This is a genomic window from Stenotrophomonas sp. GSD10, assembly GCF_056172695.1.
In genome coordinates, this window is record NZ_JAOCMC010000002.1 from 4,073,375 (window position 1) to 4,086,615 (window position 13,241).

Sequence of the window (13,241 nt, forward strand, 5' to 3'; positions counted from 1 at the left end):
GCCGGCACTACCCTCTCTGCGGGATCAGCCGTTGTCGCGCAGGAACCGGGCCATCGACGAGACGCCCGGCACGCGCGGTTCGAACTCGCCGGCCACATCGATGAAACCGCGCATCACCGCGATCTCGCGCGGACTGCGGTTGAGGCTGTCGCGCACTTCCGGATCAGCACCGGCGCGCAGCAGGCGCTGCACCAGCAACGGCAGGCCATGCAGGGCAGCCAGGTGCAGTGGGCCGAAGCCACGCGGATCACGTACCTCCAGGCTCACCTCTTCATCGAGCAGGCGCTCCACCGCCGCCATCACCACCTGCTCATCGCAGGCGGTGCCGGGCTCGGCGCGTGCGCCCAGCAGCAGCAGCAACGGCGTGACCGAACCGGCGGCGGCCTGGTCCGGTTCGGCGCCGGCCAGCAGCAGCGTGTCGAGCAGGGCGAGCAGGCGCGAGCGGTCGCGGGCACTGAAGCCGTACAGCGCGGCACAATGCAGCGGACCCAGCTGCTGCGCGTCACCAGCATGCACGTCGGCACCGGCGGTGAGCAGGCGCGCAACGATGTCCGGCAGGCCCAGCGCCGAGGCCAGCATCAGCACGGTCACCCCGCCCGGCAGGCGGTGTTCCAGCTTGGCGCCGGCGTCGAGCAGGGCCGAGACGATATCCACCTGGCGCATGCTGACCGCCGCCGACAGCGGCGTGGCACCACTGGCCGCCGCGTGCTGCGGATCGGCGCCGCGCGCCAACAGCAGGTCGGTCACCGCCAGATGGCCGCCACCGGCCGCGCGCAGCAGCGCGGTGCAGCCCTGCGCATCGACGGCATCGACGGCGAAGCCCAGATCGATCAGGCGGCGCACTGCATCGACGTCACCGGCCATTGCGGCAGCCGGCAGATCGGCCTCGCGCAGGGTGCGGCGCGGCAACGGCCACACCCGCCAGTCCAGCCAGTCGGCCAGATCGCGGCGACCAATCGACAGCGCCACGCCCAGTGGCGTCTGGCCATCGGCGGCGCGGGCTTCCGGCGAGGCACCGTGCTGCACCAGCAGCTTCAGCGCGCCTTCGCGGGCCAGCGCGGTGGCCAGATGCAGGGCGGTCATGCCGTGGCTGTCGCGCGCCTCGCGATCGACGCCCGCCTTGAGCAGCGCCTGCTGCAGGCGCAGCCAACCCAGGCGCACCGCCAGCGACAGCGGTGGATCGCCGGCCGGCGACGCGGCGAACGGGTCGGCGCCGCGTTCCAGCAGTTCCAGCGCCAGCTGTTCCAGGCCGCGCGCGGCCTGATCATGCTGCGCACAGGCGGCGAGGAAGCGCGCCAGGCCACCGCGACCGGCCGGCGACAGGCCACGCTGCAGCATCACGTGCAGCGCCGGCACGGCATCGATGCCGCGCGACAACAGCGCGAACATCGGGGTGTCCGAGCAGGCATCACGTACGTAGGGATCGGCACCGTGGGCCAGAAGCCAGTCGACCGCGCGCGGTTCCAGCGCCAGTTCCGGATCGAGCAGCAGCCCGCCCAGTTCTTCCGGCTGGCACAGCTTGGCCAGCGCGGCCATGCCGTCGGTATTGCCGAAGCCCAGCGCTTCGCGCAGCAGGGTCAGCGGCGGGCGGTCCGGCAACAGGCCACTGGCACTGGCGGCTTCGCCACGCTCGGCCAGGCCATCGCTGACTGCGGCCGGCAACGGATAGGCCGGATCCAGCAGCGCGACGATCGCCCAGCGGCCGGCTTCGGCGGCGTAGTCCACCGCACGGCGACCGACCGGATCGGTCGCGTCGGCGGCGATGCCCAGTTCCACCAGGCGCTTGATCAGCAACGGCGAGACATCCTCGGCCATCACCGCCAGCTGAACCGCATTGCGGCCTTCGCCATCCACGGCGACCAGGTCTGGCTTGTGCGGCAGCAGGTGTTCGACCACCGCGGCGCGACCGGCGCGGGCGGCTTCCAGCCAGGGCGTGCGGCCCAGTGCGTCGCGCGCTTCCAGATTGGCGCCGGCACCGAGCAGCACGCCGATGATCTCCACGTGACCGGCCAATGCTGCCTCGTGCAGCGCACTGCGGCGCTGGCGGTCGCGGGCATCGGCGCGTGCCTTGTGCTTGAGCAGCAGTTGCACGCCGGCCGGGTCGTCGTCTTCGGTGGCGGCGGCGGCGAGCAGTACCGGGGTGCCGTCGGCCGGCTCGCTGCGGGCACCACGTTCAAGCAGGAAGCGCGCCAGGCGCCAGTTGCCGACCTGGCAGGCCACCGCCAACGGCGACCAGCCATCCTGGTTCAGTGCGTCGACTTCGGCAGCGGCATCGCGCAGCAGCGCGGCCACGCCCGGGTCGGAACTGCGTGCGGCATGGTGCAGCGGGGTGTTGCCATCGCTGTCGGTGGCGCGCGAGTCGGCGCCGTTGGCGAGCAGGGTCATCACCGCCTCGGGGCGGCCATGCCAGCTGTCACGGGTGGCTGCCAGCAGCGGCGTCATGCCACGGTGCGGCGCATTCACATCGACGCCGCGGGCGATCAGTTCGCGCAGCAGGCGCAGGTCCGGCAGCACGGCGGCCAGCACCGCCAGGCTGCGCTGGTCGCGCCAGTTCGGGTCGGGCAACGCATAGGGATCGGCACCGGCCTGCAGCAGCTGCAGGCCACGGTCGATGCGGCCGTGGCGGGCGGCTTCATACAGCGCCGGCGTCAGTTCCTGCGGTGCCAGTGCTTCCAGCGGCGCGGTTTCGGCCACTGCGGAGAACAGCGGTTCGTGTTCGCTGCTGGCCGTAGCCAATGGGCTCGGGCGCGACGACACCAGCGGTGCGGGCGCGACCCGCTGCAGCAGCAGATGCAGCAGCGGCGACAGCAGAACCACCGCCAGCGCGGCCGGCCAACGTGCGCCTTCCGGCAGCAGGCCCGGCCATGCCGGCAACACCACCAGCGCGGCCAATGCGATCACCAGCGCCGCCACACCGAGGCCGCGCCAGGCGGTCAGGTCGCGCCCGGCCAGCGCCTGCCAATGCTGGGCCAGGCTGCCATCCAGGCGCTCGACATCGTTCCACAGCGGCCAGGTGCGCCAGGCGGCGAGCAGGCCGGCACTGACCAGCACGCTCAGGCCGAGCACTGCCGCCAGGCTGCCGCTGTCACGCAGCGCCGCCAGCGGCCAGGCCAGCAGCAGTGCCAGCAACACCGGCGCGGCCGACCACAGCGCCAGCAACGCCGGCAGGTCCTGGCGTGCCACCACTTTCAGCGGCAGCAGCGCGCGGCTGCGCCGCCACCACGACACGCCCAGCGCGAACGCCGGCTGTGCCAACGCGGCAAGGATCGCCCCCGCGATGCCGCCCACGGCGGCACCCAGCGCCAGCGCGGCGCCCACGGCGAAGGCGATCGACAGGGCGCGCGGACGGGAGAGGTCAGTCATAGTGGCGCGGCATCAGGCTGGCCACCGACGGCGGCACCTGCAGATAGAAACCACGCTCGCCCATTTCGCTGCGCACCTTGTCCGGGTCGGCCTGGGCCAGGCGGCGCTGGGCATCCAGGGCCACGTCCAGGACGAAGGTGAGCGTGCCCAGCGAGCGGAGCAGCGGCGCAGGCAGCGCGCTGAAATCATCGCGTCGGGGAACGTAGACGTAGGTGTCCGGCTTGAGTTGGCTTTTATAGACGTAGGCGTGCATGTCCACGGGACGATAACCCGGGAAGAGCCGTGATTGTGTCGGAAAGCCGACACCGGGGAAAGCCGTCAGCCGACGATGGCGGCGTGATCGACGGTGTTTCCCCGGCAGGGTTCAGCAATGTGGCGACGGCGTTCAGGCAACGCCACGCGCTCAGTTGGCCGCGATCTCTTCGGTCATCAGCGGATCGAGCGTGGGGTTTTCCAGCCAGCGCGCCACATCGCCGCCCAGTGCCTCGGCCACCCGCTTCAGGGTGGTGCAGGCGCGGAAGGTGAAGGGCCGGCTGGTGGTGCGCTTGAAACTGAAATTGCCGACCACGCGGCCGTCTTCCTTCAGCTCGCCATAGATGCGCCCCCACTTCGGTCCTGAAATGGCGCCGCCCCCTGCGGCGTGAGCCTTGGTCACGACGATGTCCAGGCGGCGTCCGGTGTCCTCGCCGGGTGCGGCAACCACTACCCGGCCACCGGCATGGCGCACGATGCTGCTGCTCAGGTCGCGGCCGAATTCGCATTCCTGGCGGATCAGCTCGCCGCCGACCTCGGCCCGGTACGGCACCTCGGCGGCAATGCGGATAGGCGTTGCATCGGCGGCGTGCGCGGACCACGCAGGCACGCAGCAGAAAGCCACGGCCAGGGCCGTAGAGCGCATCGATTTCATGGTGTCCCCCTGTGGACGGCATTCCCCGCCCGCAGGCGGGGATGACGGTGGCTTACTTGACCTTGGCGTAGGTGCCCTTCAGCGCCACGCCGGCGACGAAGGTGCCGGCCCAGCACTCATAGTTGGTGCTGCTCTTGAACTCGTTCTTCTTGTAATAGCTGACGATGTCGACCACGGCGTTGGCACCGCGCGACCTGGCGCCATCCTGCAGTGCGCGCAGCGCCGACAGCGCGACCCAGCGGCAGGCTTCGGCGTCGCTCTTGTTGGCGGCGTTGGTCTTCTTGTTGGTCACGTCTTCGCCCAGGCGCTGCTGCACGCCGACCGGCTGGCCGGCCAGGTAGAAGCGCACGCTGCCGTCAATGCCGGCGTCCTTGGCGGCCTGCGAACTGACCAGTTCCTGCAGGGACTGCTCGACGCGGGTATCGCGCGCGGAGGCGGTGGAGCTCAGGGCCAGCAGCGCGGTGGCAGCGGCGATCATCAGGGTACGGCGCATCGAAACATCTCCTTGTCGAGGGTGCGGGGTAACGGGAACGGTGCAGTCACACGTTGGATCATTCGCTCCAGCGGCGGAACACCAGCGAGGTGTTGATGCCGCCGAAGGCGAAATTGTTGCTCATCACGTACTCGGCCTGAAGTTCGCGGCCCGGCCCGGTGATGAAGTCCAGCTGGCCACAGCGCGGGTCGACCTCGGCCAGGTTCAGGGTCGGCGCGAACCAGCCGGCACGCATCATCTCGATGCTCAGCCAGGCCTCGAACGCACCACAGGCGCCGAGCATGTGGCCGACGTAGCTCTTCAGCGAGCTGATCGGCACGCGGCTGCCGAACACCTGCGCGGTGGCCTGGGTCTCGGCGATGTCGCCGTGGTCGGTGGCGGTGCCGTGGGCGTTGACGTAGTCGATCTGCGCCGCATCCAGGCCGGCATCTTCCAGCGCCAGGCGCATCGCCTGGGCCATGGTGTCGGCGCTGGGCTGGGTGACGTGCTGGCCATCGCTGTTGGTGCCGTAGCCGACCACTTCGGCAAGGATGGTGGCGCCGCGCGCCTGTGCATGTTCCAGGTCTTCCAGGATCAGCGTGCAGGCGCCTTCGCCCAGCACCAGGCCATCGCGGCCGGCATCGAACGGGCGCGGCGTGCTCTGCGGTGCATCGTTGCGCACGCTGGTGGCGAACAGGGTGTCGAACACCGCCGCAGCGGTGGCATCGAGCTGCTCGGCGCCACCGGCCACCATCACCGTCTGCTTGCCGCTGCGGATGGCCTCATAGGCCGCGCCCACGCCCTGGCTGCCCGAGGTGCAGGCGCTGGAGGTGGTGTAGACACGCCCGGACAGGCCGAAGAACACGCCGATGTTGACCGGCGCGGTGTGGCTCATCATCTTCAGGTAGGTGGTGGCGCTGATGCCATCGGTGGTGAACTCGTTGAGCATGCGCCCGAATTCGCCGGTGGCCTCGTGGCTGCCGGATGAGGAACCGTAGGCCACGCCGGTACGACCGCTGCGCAGCACCGGATGTTCGTGCAGCCCGGCCTCGCGCAGCGCCACTTCGGTGGCGCGCACCGACATGATCGCGACCTTGCCCATCGAACGGGTGGTCTTGCGGTTGTAGTTGGGCGGCAGTTCAAAGTCCTGTGCCGGTGCGGCCAGCTTGGTGTTCAGCCCGGAATAGACGTCCCATTCGGGCATCGCGCGCACCGCGTTGCGGCAGCTGCGCAGGTGCGCCTCGATGGTCGGCCAGTCATGGCCAAGCGGACTGATCGCGGACGCACCGGTGACCACCACGCGACGATCGGCGGCCATCAGAGCATGCCTCCGTTCACCGAGATCACCTGGCGGGTGATGTAGCCGGCCGGTTCGGACAGCAGGAACGCCACCGTGGCCGCCACTTCGTCGGGACGGCCGACGCGGCCGGCGGGAATCAGCTTGAGCGCGTGTTCAACCACTTCGTCGTTGAGCATTTCGGTCTCGATCAGGCCCGGGGCCACGCAGTTGACGGTGATCTGGCGGCTGGCCAGTTCCAGCGCCAGCGCCTTGGTGGCACCGATGATGCCGGCCTTGGCGGCGCTGTAGTTGACCTGCCCGCGGTTGCCGGCCAGCCCGGACACCGACGACAGGGTGACGATGCGGCCCGGCTTGCGCCGACGCACCATCGGCATGATCAGCGGATGCAGTACGTTGTAGAAGCCATCCAGGTTGGTGTGGATGACCTGGTCCCAATCGTCGGCCGACAGTGCCGGGAAGGCGCCGTCGCGGGCGATGCCGGCATTGCAGACCACGCCGTAGTACGCGCCGTGCGCTTCGACATCGGCCTCCAGCGCGGCGCGTGCGGCCTCGCGGTCGGCCACGTCGAAGACCAGCACGCGGGCCTGCGGGCCCAGGGCCTGGATTTCGGCCACCACGGCCTGTGCTTCGTCCACGCGACTGCGGCAATGCACCACCACGTCGAAGCCATCACGCGCGATGCGCAGCGCGATGGCCCGGCCGATGCCCCGGCTGGCGCCGGTCACCAGCACGCTTCGATTCCCTGTCATGCCTGTCCACTCTCCAGATAGGCCATCGCGTCGGCCGGTTCGAACACCGACACGTTGGCTGTCGCCCATTCGTCCTCGCCTGCCAGGATGCGGCAGGCGAACATCCCCAATCCATTGTCACCCAACAGCTCGCAGCGCGCCTGTACGCGCAGGCGGGTGCCACTGGCGAAGCCACTGCGCGCGCTGTTGTAGCGGCGGCTGCCGAGCAGGAATCCGAGCTGCGGCGGCTTGCCGGCCGCGCGTGCGCGGCAGCCGGCCCAGGCCGCGATGGCCTGCGCCATGTATTCGATGCCGACCCACGCCGGCACCTGCCCGTCCTCGACGAACAGGCCGGCCTCGGGCACCACCAGTTCGGCCTCGATAGCGTCCTGGTCCCACTGGGTGATGCGCTCCAGCAGGCACATGTCCTGGCGGTGCGGCACCACCTCTTCGATTGCGTACAGCGTGTTCATCGACGCTCCAGCGCCAGCACGGCATTGCTGCCGCCGAAGGCGAACGAATTGCTCAGCACCCTTCGCGGCGGCTGCGCCAGGCGGGTAGCCGGCGCCACCAGCGGCAGCACCGGCAGCGCCGGATCGGCCACGCCATCCCACCAGTGCGGCGGCAACTGCTGCTGCGGATTCTCGGCCAGCAGGATCCAGCACAGCGCGGCTTCGATCGCACCCGAGGCACCCAGCGTGTGCCCGGTCAGCGGCTTGGTCGAGCTGGCCGGCACGCCAGTGCCCAGCACCTGCGAGACCGCCAGGCTTTCCATCGCATCGTTGTGGCCGGTGGCGGTGCCATGCAGGTTCACGTAGTCCACTTCACCAGCCGCCCAGCCGGCGCGCTGCAGCGCCTGCTGCAGGGCGTCGATGGCACCCAGCCCCTGCGGGTCGGGCGCGGACATGTGGTGGGCATCGGCCGATTCGCCCCACCCGGCCAGGCACACCGGGCCCGGCTCGCGGGTAAGCAGGAACAACGCCGCGCCTTCGCCGATGTTGATGCCGGCGCGGTGCTGCGAGAAGGGATTGCAGCGCGACGCCGACACCGATTCCAGCGCGCTGAAGCCAGCCACGGTGAAGCGGCACAGCGAGTCGGCACCGCCGGCGATGACCGCATCGACGATGCCGGCGCGCAGCATGCGCGCGGCCGACATCAGCGCCTTGGCACTGGACGAGCAGGCGGTGGACAGGGTCCAGGCCGGGCCTTGGGCGCCGCTACGCTGGCGCACGAACTGCGCGGCGGTGCCCATTTCCTGCTGGGCGTAGTCGAAGCCCTGCGGCCATTGGCCCTGTTCGGCGTGGGTGCGCAGCGCCTGCTCGGATTCACCGATACCCGAGGTGCTGGTGCCCAGCACCACCGCTACGCGCTCAGCACCGTGGCGGGCGATGGCGGCACTCACCGCCGGCGCGATCTGCGCCAGTGCTACCTCCAGCAGCGCGTTGTTGCGCCCGCGCAGGGCGACCGGCAGATCCTCCAGCGCCGGCAGCGGCGTGTGCACTTCGCCCAGCGCCAGGGTGCGCCCCGGCAGCAGGTGGTCGTTGTCGCTGAGCCCACCTGGTGCATCGGCAAACAGCGCCGACGCCACCGCGGCACGGCCCTCGCCAAGCGCGCAGACCACGCCCAGGTCGTTCAGGTAGATCGGTGCACTCATCGGTCCTGCCCGGCCATGTCGATCGATTCGATGCGCAGCGCATAGCCCTCGGCGCGGTTGTCCAGCTGCACGCTGCCATCGTCCAGGCGCTGCAGCTGCAACCACACCACGCCATCGCGCGACAGGCTGCGCTGCTGGCCGTCATCGCTGACCTGCCAGCCGGCCGGCAGCGCGGCGGCGATGGCGGCGGTTGGCCACAGCGCGAACTGCAGGTCGTCCAGCACACGCTCGGCGCGCACCTGCGGCGGCAGCCACGGCGCGCGCTGCTGGGTCAGCTGATGGCCGTCCCACTGCAGGCGCACACCGGTCTGGCCCATCGCCTGCACGGCCAGCTGCACCTGGTGTGCATCGGCTTCCAGCAGCGCATCGAGGTCGCGCTCATGGCTGCCGAAACGGAAATGCAGCTGCTGCTGCAGCGCCAGCGGCGCCGGCAGGCTGGCCGGCGACAGGCGCAGCGGCGGCAGTTCCACCTGTGGCTTGGGCATGCGCCCGGCACAGGCGGCCAGCAGCAGGCACAGCAGCAGGGCCGTGGTGCGGACGATCACGCGCTGCACAGTTCCTCCAGCACGCGCATGCGGCGGCCACTTTCGTCGGCCACATACGGGTTGTTGGTGTCCCAGGCGTATCCGGCCAGGATGGAACTGATCATGTTGCGCACTTCCGGCTGCTGCTGCGGGTGGTAGATGATCTTCTGGAAGCCGCCCTGGTACCAGCTTTCCACGAAGCGGCGGAAGGTCTTCACGCCCGCGCGCAGCGGCCTGGAGAACTCCGCCTCCCAGTCCACGGTTTCACCGGCATAGCGGCGCTTGAGGCAGTCGCTGGCCAGCTGCGCGGACTTGAAGGCGATGGTGACGCCGGAAGAGAACACCGGATCGAGGAACTCACCGGCGTTGCCCAGCAGCGCATAGCCCGGGCCCCACAGCGAGCTGACATTGGCCGAGTAGCCGGTGATGCGGCGCACCGGCAGCACCGCCCATTCGGCATTGGCCAGCAGCCCGCTCAGGTTCGGGTCCTCGCCGACGATGGCCTGCAGCTTCTGCAGGTCGTCGCCTTCGTAGCGTTCGAAGAACGACGGCTCGGCGACCACGCCCAGCGAGCAGCAGCCGTTGGAGAACGGGATCGTCCAGTACCAGACGTCGATGTGTTCGGGGTGGGTGGTGATCAGGATCTTGTTGCGGTCGAAGTCCGCTTCGGCCGGAATGTTGTCGCGCACGTGGCAGAAGATAGCGCCGCGCACCGGGAAGTTGGACGGCGATTCCAGCTGCAGCAGGCGCGGCAGCAGGCGTGCGAAGCCGGAGGCATCGAGGATGAAGTCGGCTTCGATGCGGTATTGGCTGCCATCCGGGCGGCGTACGTTCACCGCCGGCTGTTCACCGGGTTCGACCGACAGCACTTCATCGCCGAAGCGCAGTGTGGCGCCCATGCGCTCGGCGCCGCGTGCCAGCACGTTGTCGAAGTCGGCGCGCTGCACCTGGTAGGTGGTGCCCCAGCCGGGCGAGAACTTCTTCCTGAAATCGAACGCGGTACGCGCTTCGCCGTGCACGAAGGCGGCACCGTTCTTGTACTGGAAACCGGCCTCGACCACGTCCTGCAGCAGCCCGGCCGCTTCGATGTACTCCATGCTCTGCGGCAACAGGCTTTCGCCGATGGAGAAGCGCGGGAACTGCTGGCGCTCCAGCATCAGCACCTGGCGGCCCTGCTGGCGCAGCATCGCCGCAGCGACGGAGCCGGCCGGGCCCGCCCCGATGATCAGGATTTCAGTGCGTTCGACAGCATCCACAGCAGTACTCATCGGGGCGTCCTTGTTGCTCGATCAGAAGAAGAGAAGAAAACCGGAAGGCGGGCTCAGGCCGGCGGCACGTCGTGCGGCGGTGGCCGGAACAGCGGCGAGATCAGCCAGACCAGGCCGATGCCGAACAGCAGGGTCAGGCCGAAGGCGCGCAGCGCCGGAGTCTGCGACAGGCCCAGCAGGCCGAACGACAGCCAGGTACTGGCCGCGCCCACGCACACCGCCAGCCACGCGCTGGCATCGCCGCGATGCTCGATCAGGAAGATGCCGTAGTCGATGCCCATGCCCAGCAGCAGCATCAGTGCCAGCACGTTGAACAACTGCAGCGGCTGGCCGAACAGGCCCAGCAGGCCCAGGGTCAGCGCACCGGCGATCAGGGTCGGTGCGAACACCCGCCAGGCCTGGCGGCGGTAGCGCAGCCACAGCGCACCGAACACCAGCACGATGCCGACCAGCAGCAGCCCACCCATCAGCTTGCGGTAGTGGCCGAGCAGCTGCGAGAAATCGGCGGTGCGGTCGACCCAGCGCACGCCCGGCAGGCCCTCGGCCGCGCCACGCAGGGTCGTCAGCGCATCGGCGCGTGACAGGTCATCGACCATCACCACGCTGATCATCTGACCGCCCACCGCACCCACCCACAGATGGCGGAACGGCTGCGACGCCGGCGAGGCGAGGAAGGCCTCGGCAGTCAGCGGCGTGGCGGCGAAATCGGGGCGCGGCAGCGGTTCACCCACCGCCTCGGACACGGCATCCAGCACGCCCGGTTCCACCTTCGCGGTCAGCGCCGCATCGGCCTGCTGCCGCGCCGGCGATGGCAGCCAGTCGCTGATCGCGCGGTAGCCGCCGATGCGCTTGTCATCGGCCAGCGCACGCAGGCGCGTCGTCAGTGCCTCTTCGCGTTGCAGCAGCTGCGCCGCATCGGCGCCCTGCACCAGGTAGAACTGCGCCGGGCTGGGCATGCCCAGCAGCTGGCTCAGGCGGATCTGCTGGGCCATCAACGCCGGCGGCGAAGACTGCAGGCTGCGCAGGTCGTCGTTGCTGTGCAGGCGCGCGATGCCGAGCGCTGACAGCACCAGTGCGGCCACCACGAAGATCGCCACCGGTCGCGTGCCGTGCAGGCGCGGGAAACGTTCCAGCGTGTTGCCCAGCCACTGCGAGAAACGGGTCTGGCGGATCTCACCACCATCCAGCCACGGGAACCAGAAGATCACCGTGAGGAAGGCGGCGGCCAGGCCGACCACCGAGAACAGCGCCATCTGGCGCAGGCCCGGGAACGGGGCCAGGCCCAGCGCCAGATAGGCCAGCGCGCTGGTCAGCAGGGCCAGCCACAGGCCCGGCAACAGGTGCCGCAGCAGTTTCCAGCGGCGATCGGCCGGCTCGGCCTGGCGCGAGGCGAACCAGTGGATGCCGTAGTCCTCGGCCACGCCCACCAGCGACGCGCCGAACACCAGGGTCAGCACGTGTACCTTGCCGAACACCAGCACGGTCACCGCCAGTGCCACGCCGCAGCCGATCAGCAACGAGGCGGCGACCAGCAGGATCGGCCGCAGCGAGCGGAAGGCCAGCCACACCAGCAGCAGCACCGCGGCCAGCGAGCCCCAGCCGATGGTGTTGATCTCCTGGTTGGCCTGTACCGCGGCGGCTTCTGCGTGCAGCGGAACGCCGGCATGCAGGATTTCCAGCGACGGCGCAGCCGCCCTGGCGGCCTTCCCGGCTCGTTCCAGCAGGCCATCAAGATGGCGCTCGCCATCGAGCTGGAAGGCCGAGCCCGGCGTATCGAACTGCAGCGCCGCCCAATGCTTGCCCTCGGCTTCGAGCAGGCCGTCATCGCCCAGGCGCAGGCCCGACCCCTGCGCCTGCTGTTGCCACCACTGCGGCCACAGCGACAGCGGGTCCTGCCGCCAGTCGGTCAGGCGCGGCGCACCCATCGGGCCGTACAGCACGGCCAGGGCCTGTTCGGCCAGCGTCCCGGTGTCGCTGTTCTGCAGCTGGTTGCGCTGGCCGGGAGTCAGCAGGCGGTCGCGGTACGGCGCGTAGAACGCGCGCGCCTCATCGAACCAGCCTTCGATCGAACCACTGGGCACCAGCAACGCGCTGTCGGCATCGGCAGCCATCGCCGCGGCGAACGCCGCCTGCGCGCGCTTGGCGGCGGCGCCGTCCTGGCTGCCGAGCAGCACCACCACCTGCCGCGAACTGCCATCGGCGATGCGCCGGGTGACATCGCTCAACAGGCGGTCATGCGCATCCTGCGGCAGCAACGCGAGGATGTCGGTGTCGATCCGCGACTCCTGGCTCCACAGGCGCCACTGCTGCACGCCCAGTACCAGCAGCAGCACCAGCCAGGCGATGCCCAGCCAGTGCCACCAACGCCGCAACCGGTCCGGTGCGTTCAACGCCACGGCGTCACTCAAAGCGGCGTGCCTCATCGGGGTTCAGCGTGGCCGGGGCCTCGCTCAGCGCGCTGAACTGGATCTGCGTGCGGTCCTTGTTGGCCTCGACGATCTCCACCTGGCGCACGTAGCGGTCACCCTCCAGGGTCAGCGATTCGAAGGCCTTGGCCAGCATTGCCGACTTCGGTGTCAGGCGCAGGCGCCAGCCCTGCCCTTCGCGGCTGGCAGCAACGTTGAACTGGCTGGACAGCGCCTGCACATCACCACTCATCAGCGCGAACATGATCGCGTTGACCGAGCGCATCGCCGGCTGCTGGCGCGCATCCAGCTCGACGCGGGTGCTGCCATCACGCTGGCGGCTGAGGATGCGGTCGGCAGTGACCACCACTTCAGAAGGGAAGGGCTTGAGCGTGGTCCAGATGACGCCGTGCTGGCGTGCGACTACGAACTGGCCCTGCGAGCGCAGCGGGTTCTTGAAGCCGCTGACCTGCTTTTCCTGGGTGAACTGGCCACGCAGCACGTCGGGCCGCGCCACCGCCTGGGTGATCGCATTGACGGCGGGGTCGGCCGCCTGTACACGCGGTACGGCCACCAGCAGCAGCGCACACAGCAGCACGCTCGAAAGACGGGCAAGCATA

Annotated in this window: 12 protein-coding genes; all 12 read right to left on the reverse strand. The window is 69.8% G+C overall.

The window, feature by feature from the left end; all coding sequences use genetic code 11:
* Positions 1–24: 24 nt before the first annotated feature.
* The gene (locus N4G47_RS18990) at positions 25–3,363 is read right to left on the reverse strand and encodes an ankyrin repeat domain-containing protein (protein ID WP_475289554.1); all 3,339 of its coding nucleotides are present in this window, start codon (positions 3,361–3,363) and stop codon (positions 25–27) included.
* Positions 3,356–3,616: a YcgL domain-containing protein gene (locus N4G47_RS18995; RefSeq protein ID WP_475289980.1), complete on the reverse strand. Its 261-nt coding sequence runs from the start codon at positions 3,614–3,616 to the stop codon at positions 3,356–3,358. Before N4G47_RS18995 ends, N4G47_RS18990 begins: the two co-directional genes overlap by 8 nt.
* 150 nt (positions 3,617–3,766) lie before the next feature.
* Positions 3,767–4,270, reverse strand: a complete 504-nt coding sequence (locus tag N4G47_RS19000) for a hypothetical protein (protein WP_475289556.1) — start codon at positions 4,268–4,270, stop codon at positions 3,767–3,769.
* Between the two features lie 52 nt (positions 4,271–4,322).
* Positions 4,323–4,763, reverse strand: a complete 441-nt coding sequence (locus N4G47_RS19005) for an excinuclease ATPase subunit (RefSeq protein WP_475289559.1) — start codon at positions 4,761–4,763, stop codon at positions 4,323–4,325.
* Positions 4,764–4,821: 58 nt separating this feature from the next.
* The gene (locus tag N4G47_RS19010) at positions 4,822–6,060 is read right to left on the reverse strand and encodes a beta-ketoacyl-ACP synthase (protein WP_475289561.1); all 1,239 of its coding nucleotides are present in this window, start codon (positions 6,058–6,060) and stop codon (positions 4,822–4,824) included.
* The gene (locus tag N4G47_RS19015) at positions 6,060–6,791 is read right to left on the reverse strand and encodes a 3-ketoacyl-ACP reductase FabG2 (protein ID WP_107232605.1); all 732 of its coding nucleotides are present in this window, start codon (positions 6,789–6,791) and stop codon (positions 6,060–6,062) included. The genes N4G47_RS19010 and N4G47_RS19015 overlap by 1 nt, the downstream gene beginning before the upstream one ends.
* Positions 6,788–7,243, reverse strand: a complete 456-nt coding sequence (locus N4G47_RS19020; RefSeq protein ID WP_475289564.1) for a hotdog family protein — start codon at positions 7,241–7,243, stop codon at positions 6,788–6,790. The genes N4G47_RS19015 and N4G47_RS19020 overlap by 4 nt, the downstream gene beginning before the upstream one ends.
* Entirely contained in the window at positions 7,240–8,424 is a 1,185-nt protein-coding gene (locus N4G47_RS19025; protein WP_475289566.1) for a beta-ketoacyl-[acyl-carrier-protein] synthase family protein, read from the reverse strand. The genes N4G47_RS19020 and N4G47_RS19025 overlap by 4 nt, the downstream gene beginning before the upstream one ends.
* Entirely contained in the window at positions 8,421–8,978 is a 558-nt protein-coding gene (locus N4G47_RS19030; protein WP_475289568.1) for a DUF3261 domain-containing protein, read from the reverse strand. The genes N4G47_RS19025 and N4G47_RS19030 overlap by 4 nt, the downstream gene beginning before the upstream one ends.
* Entirely contained in the window at positions 8,966–10,216 is a 1,251-nt protein-coding gene (locus N4G47_RS19035) for an NAD(P)/FAD-dependent oxidoreductase (RefSeq protein ID WP_475289570.1), read from the reverse strand. The genes N4G47_RS19030 and N4G47_RS19035 overlap by 13 nt, the downstream gene beginning before the upstream one ends.
* A gap of 53 nt (positions 10,217–10,269) precedes the next feature.
* Positions 10,270–12,639 (reverse strand): MMPL family transporter, encoded by a 2,370-nt coding sequence (locus N4G47_RS19040; protein WP_475289573.1) that lies wholly within the window; start codon positions 12,637–12,639, stop codon positions 10,270–10,272.
* Positions 12,617–13,240: an outer membrane lipoprotein carrier protein LolA gene (locus N4G47_RS19045; RefSeq protein WP_475289981.1), complete on the reverse strand. Its 624-nt coding sequence runs from the start codon at positions 13,238–13,240 to the stop codon at positions 12,617–12,619. Before N4G47_RS19045 ends, N4G47_RS19040 begins: the two co-directional genes overlap by 23 nt.
* Position 13,241 lies beyond the last annotated feature (1 nt).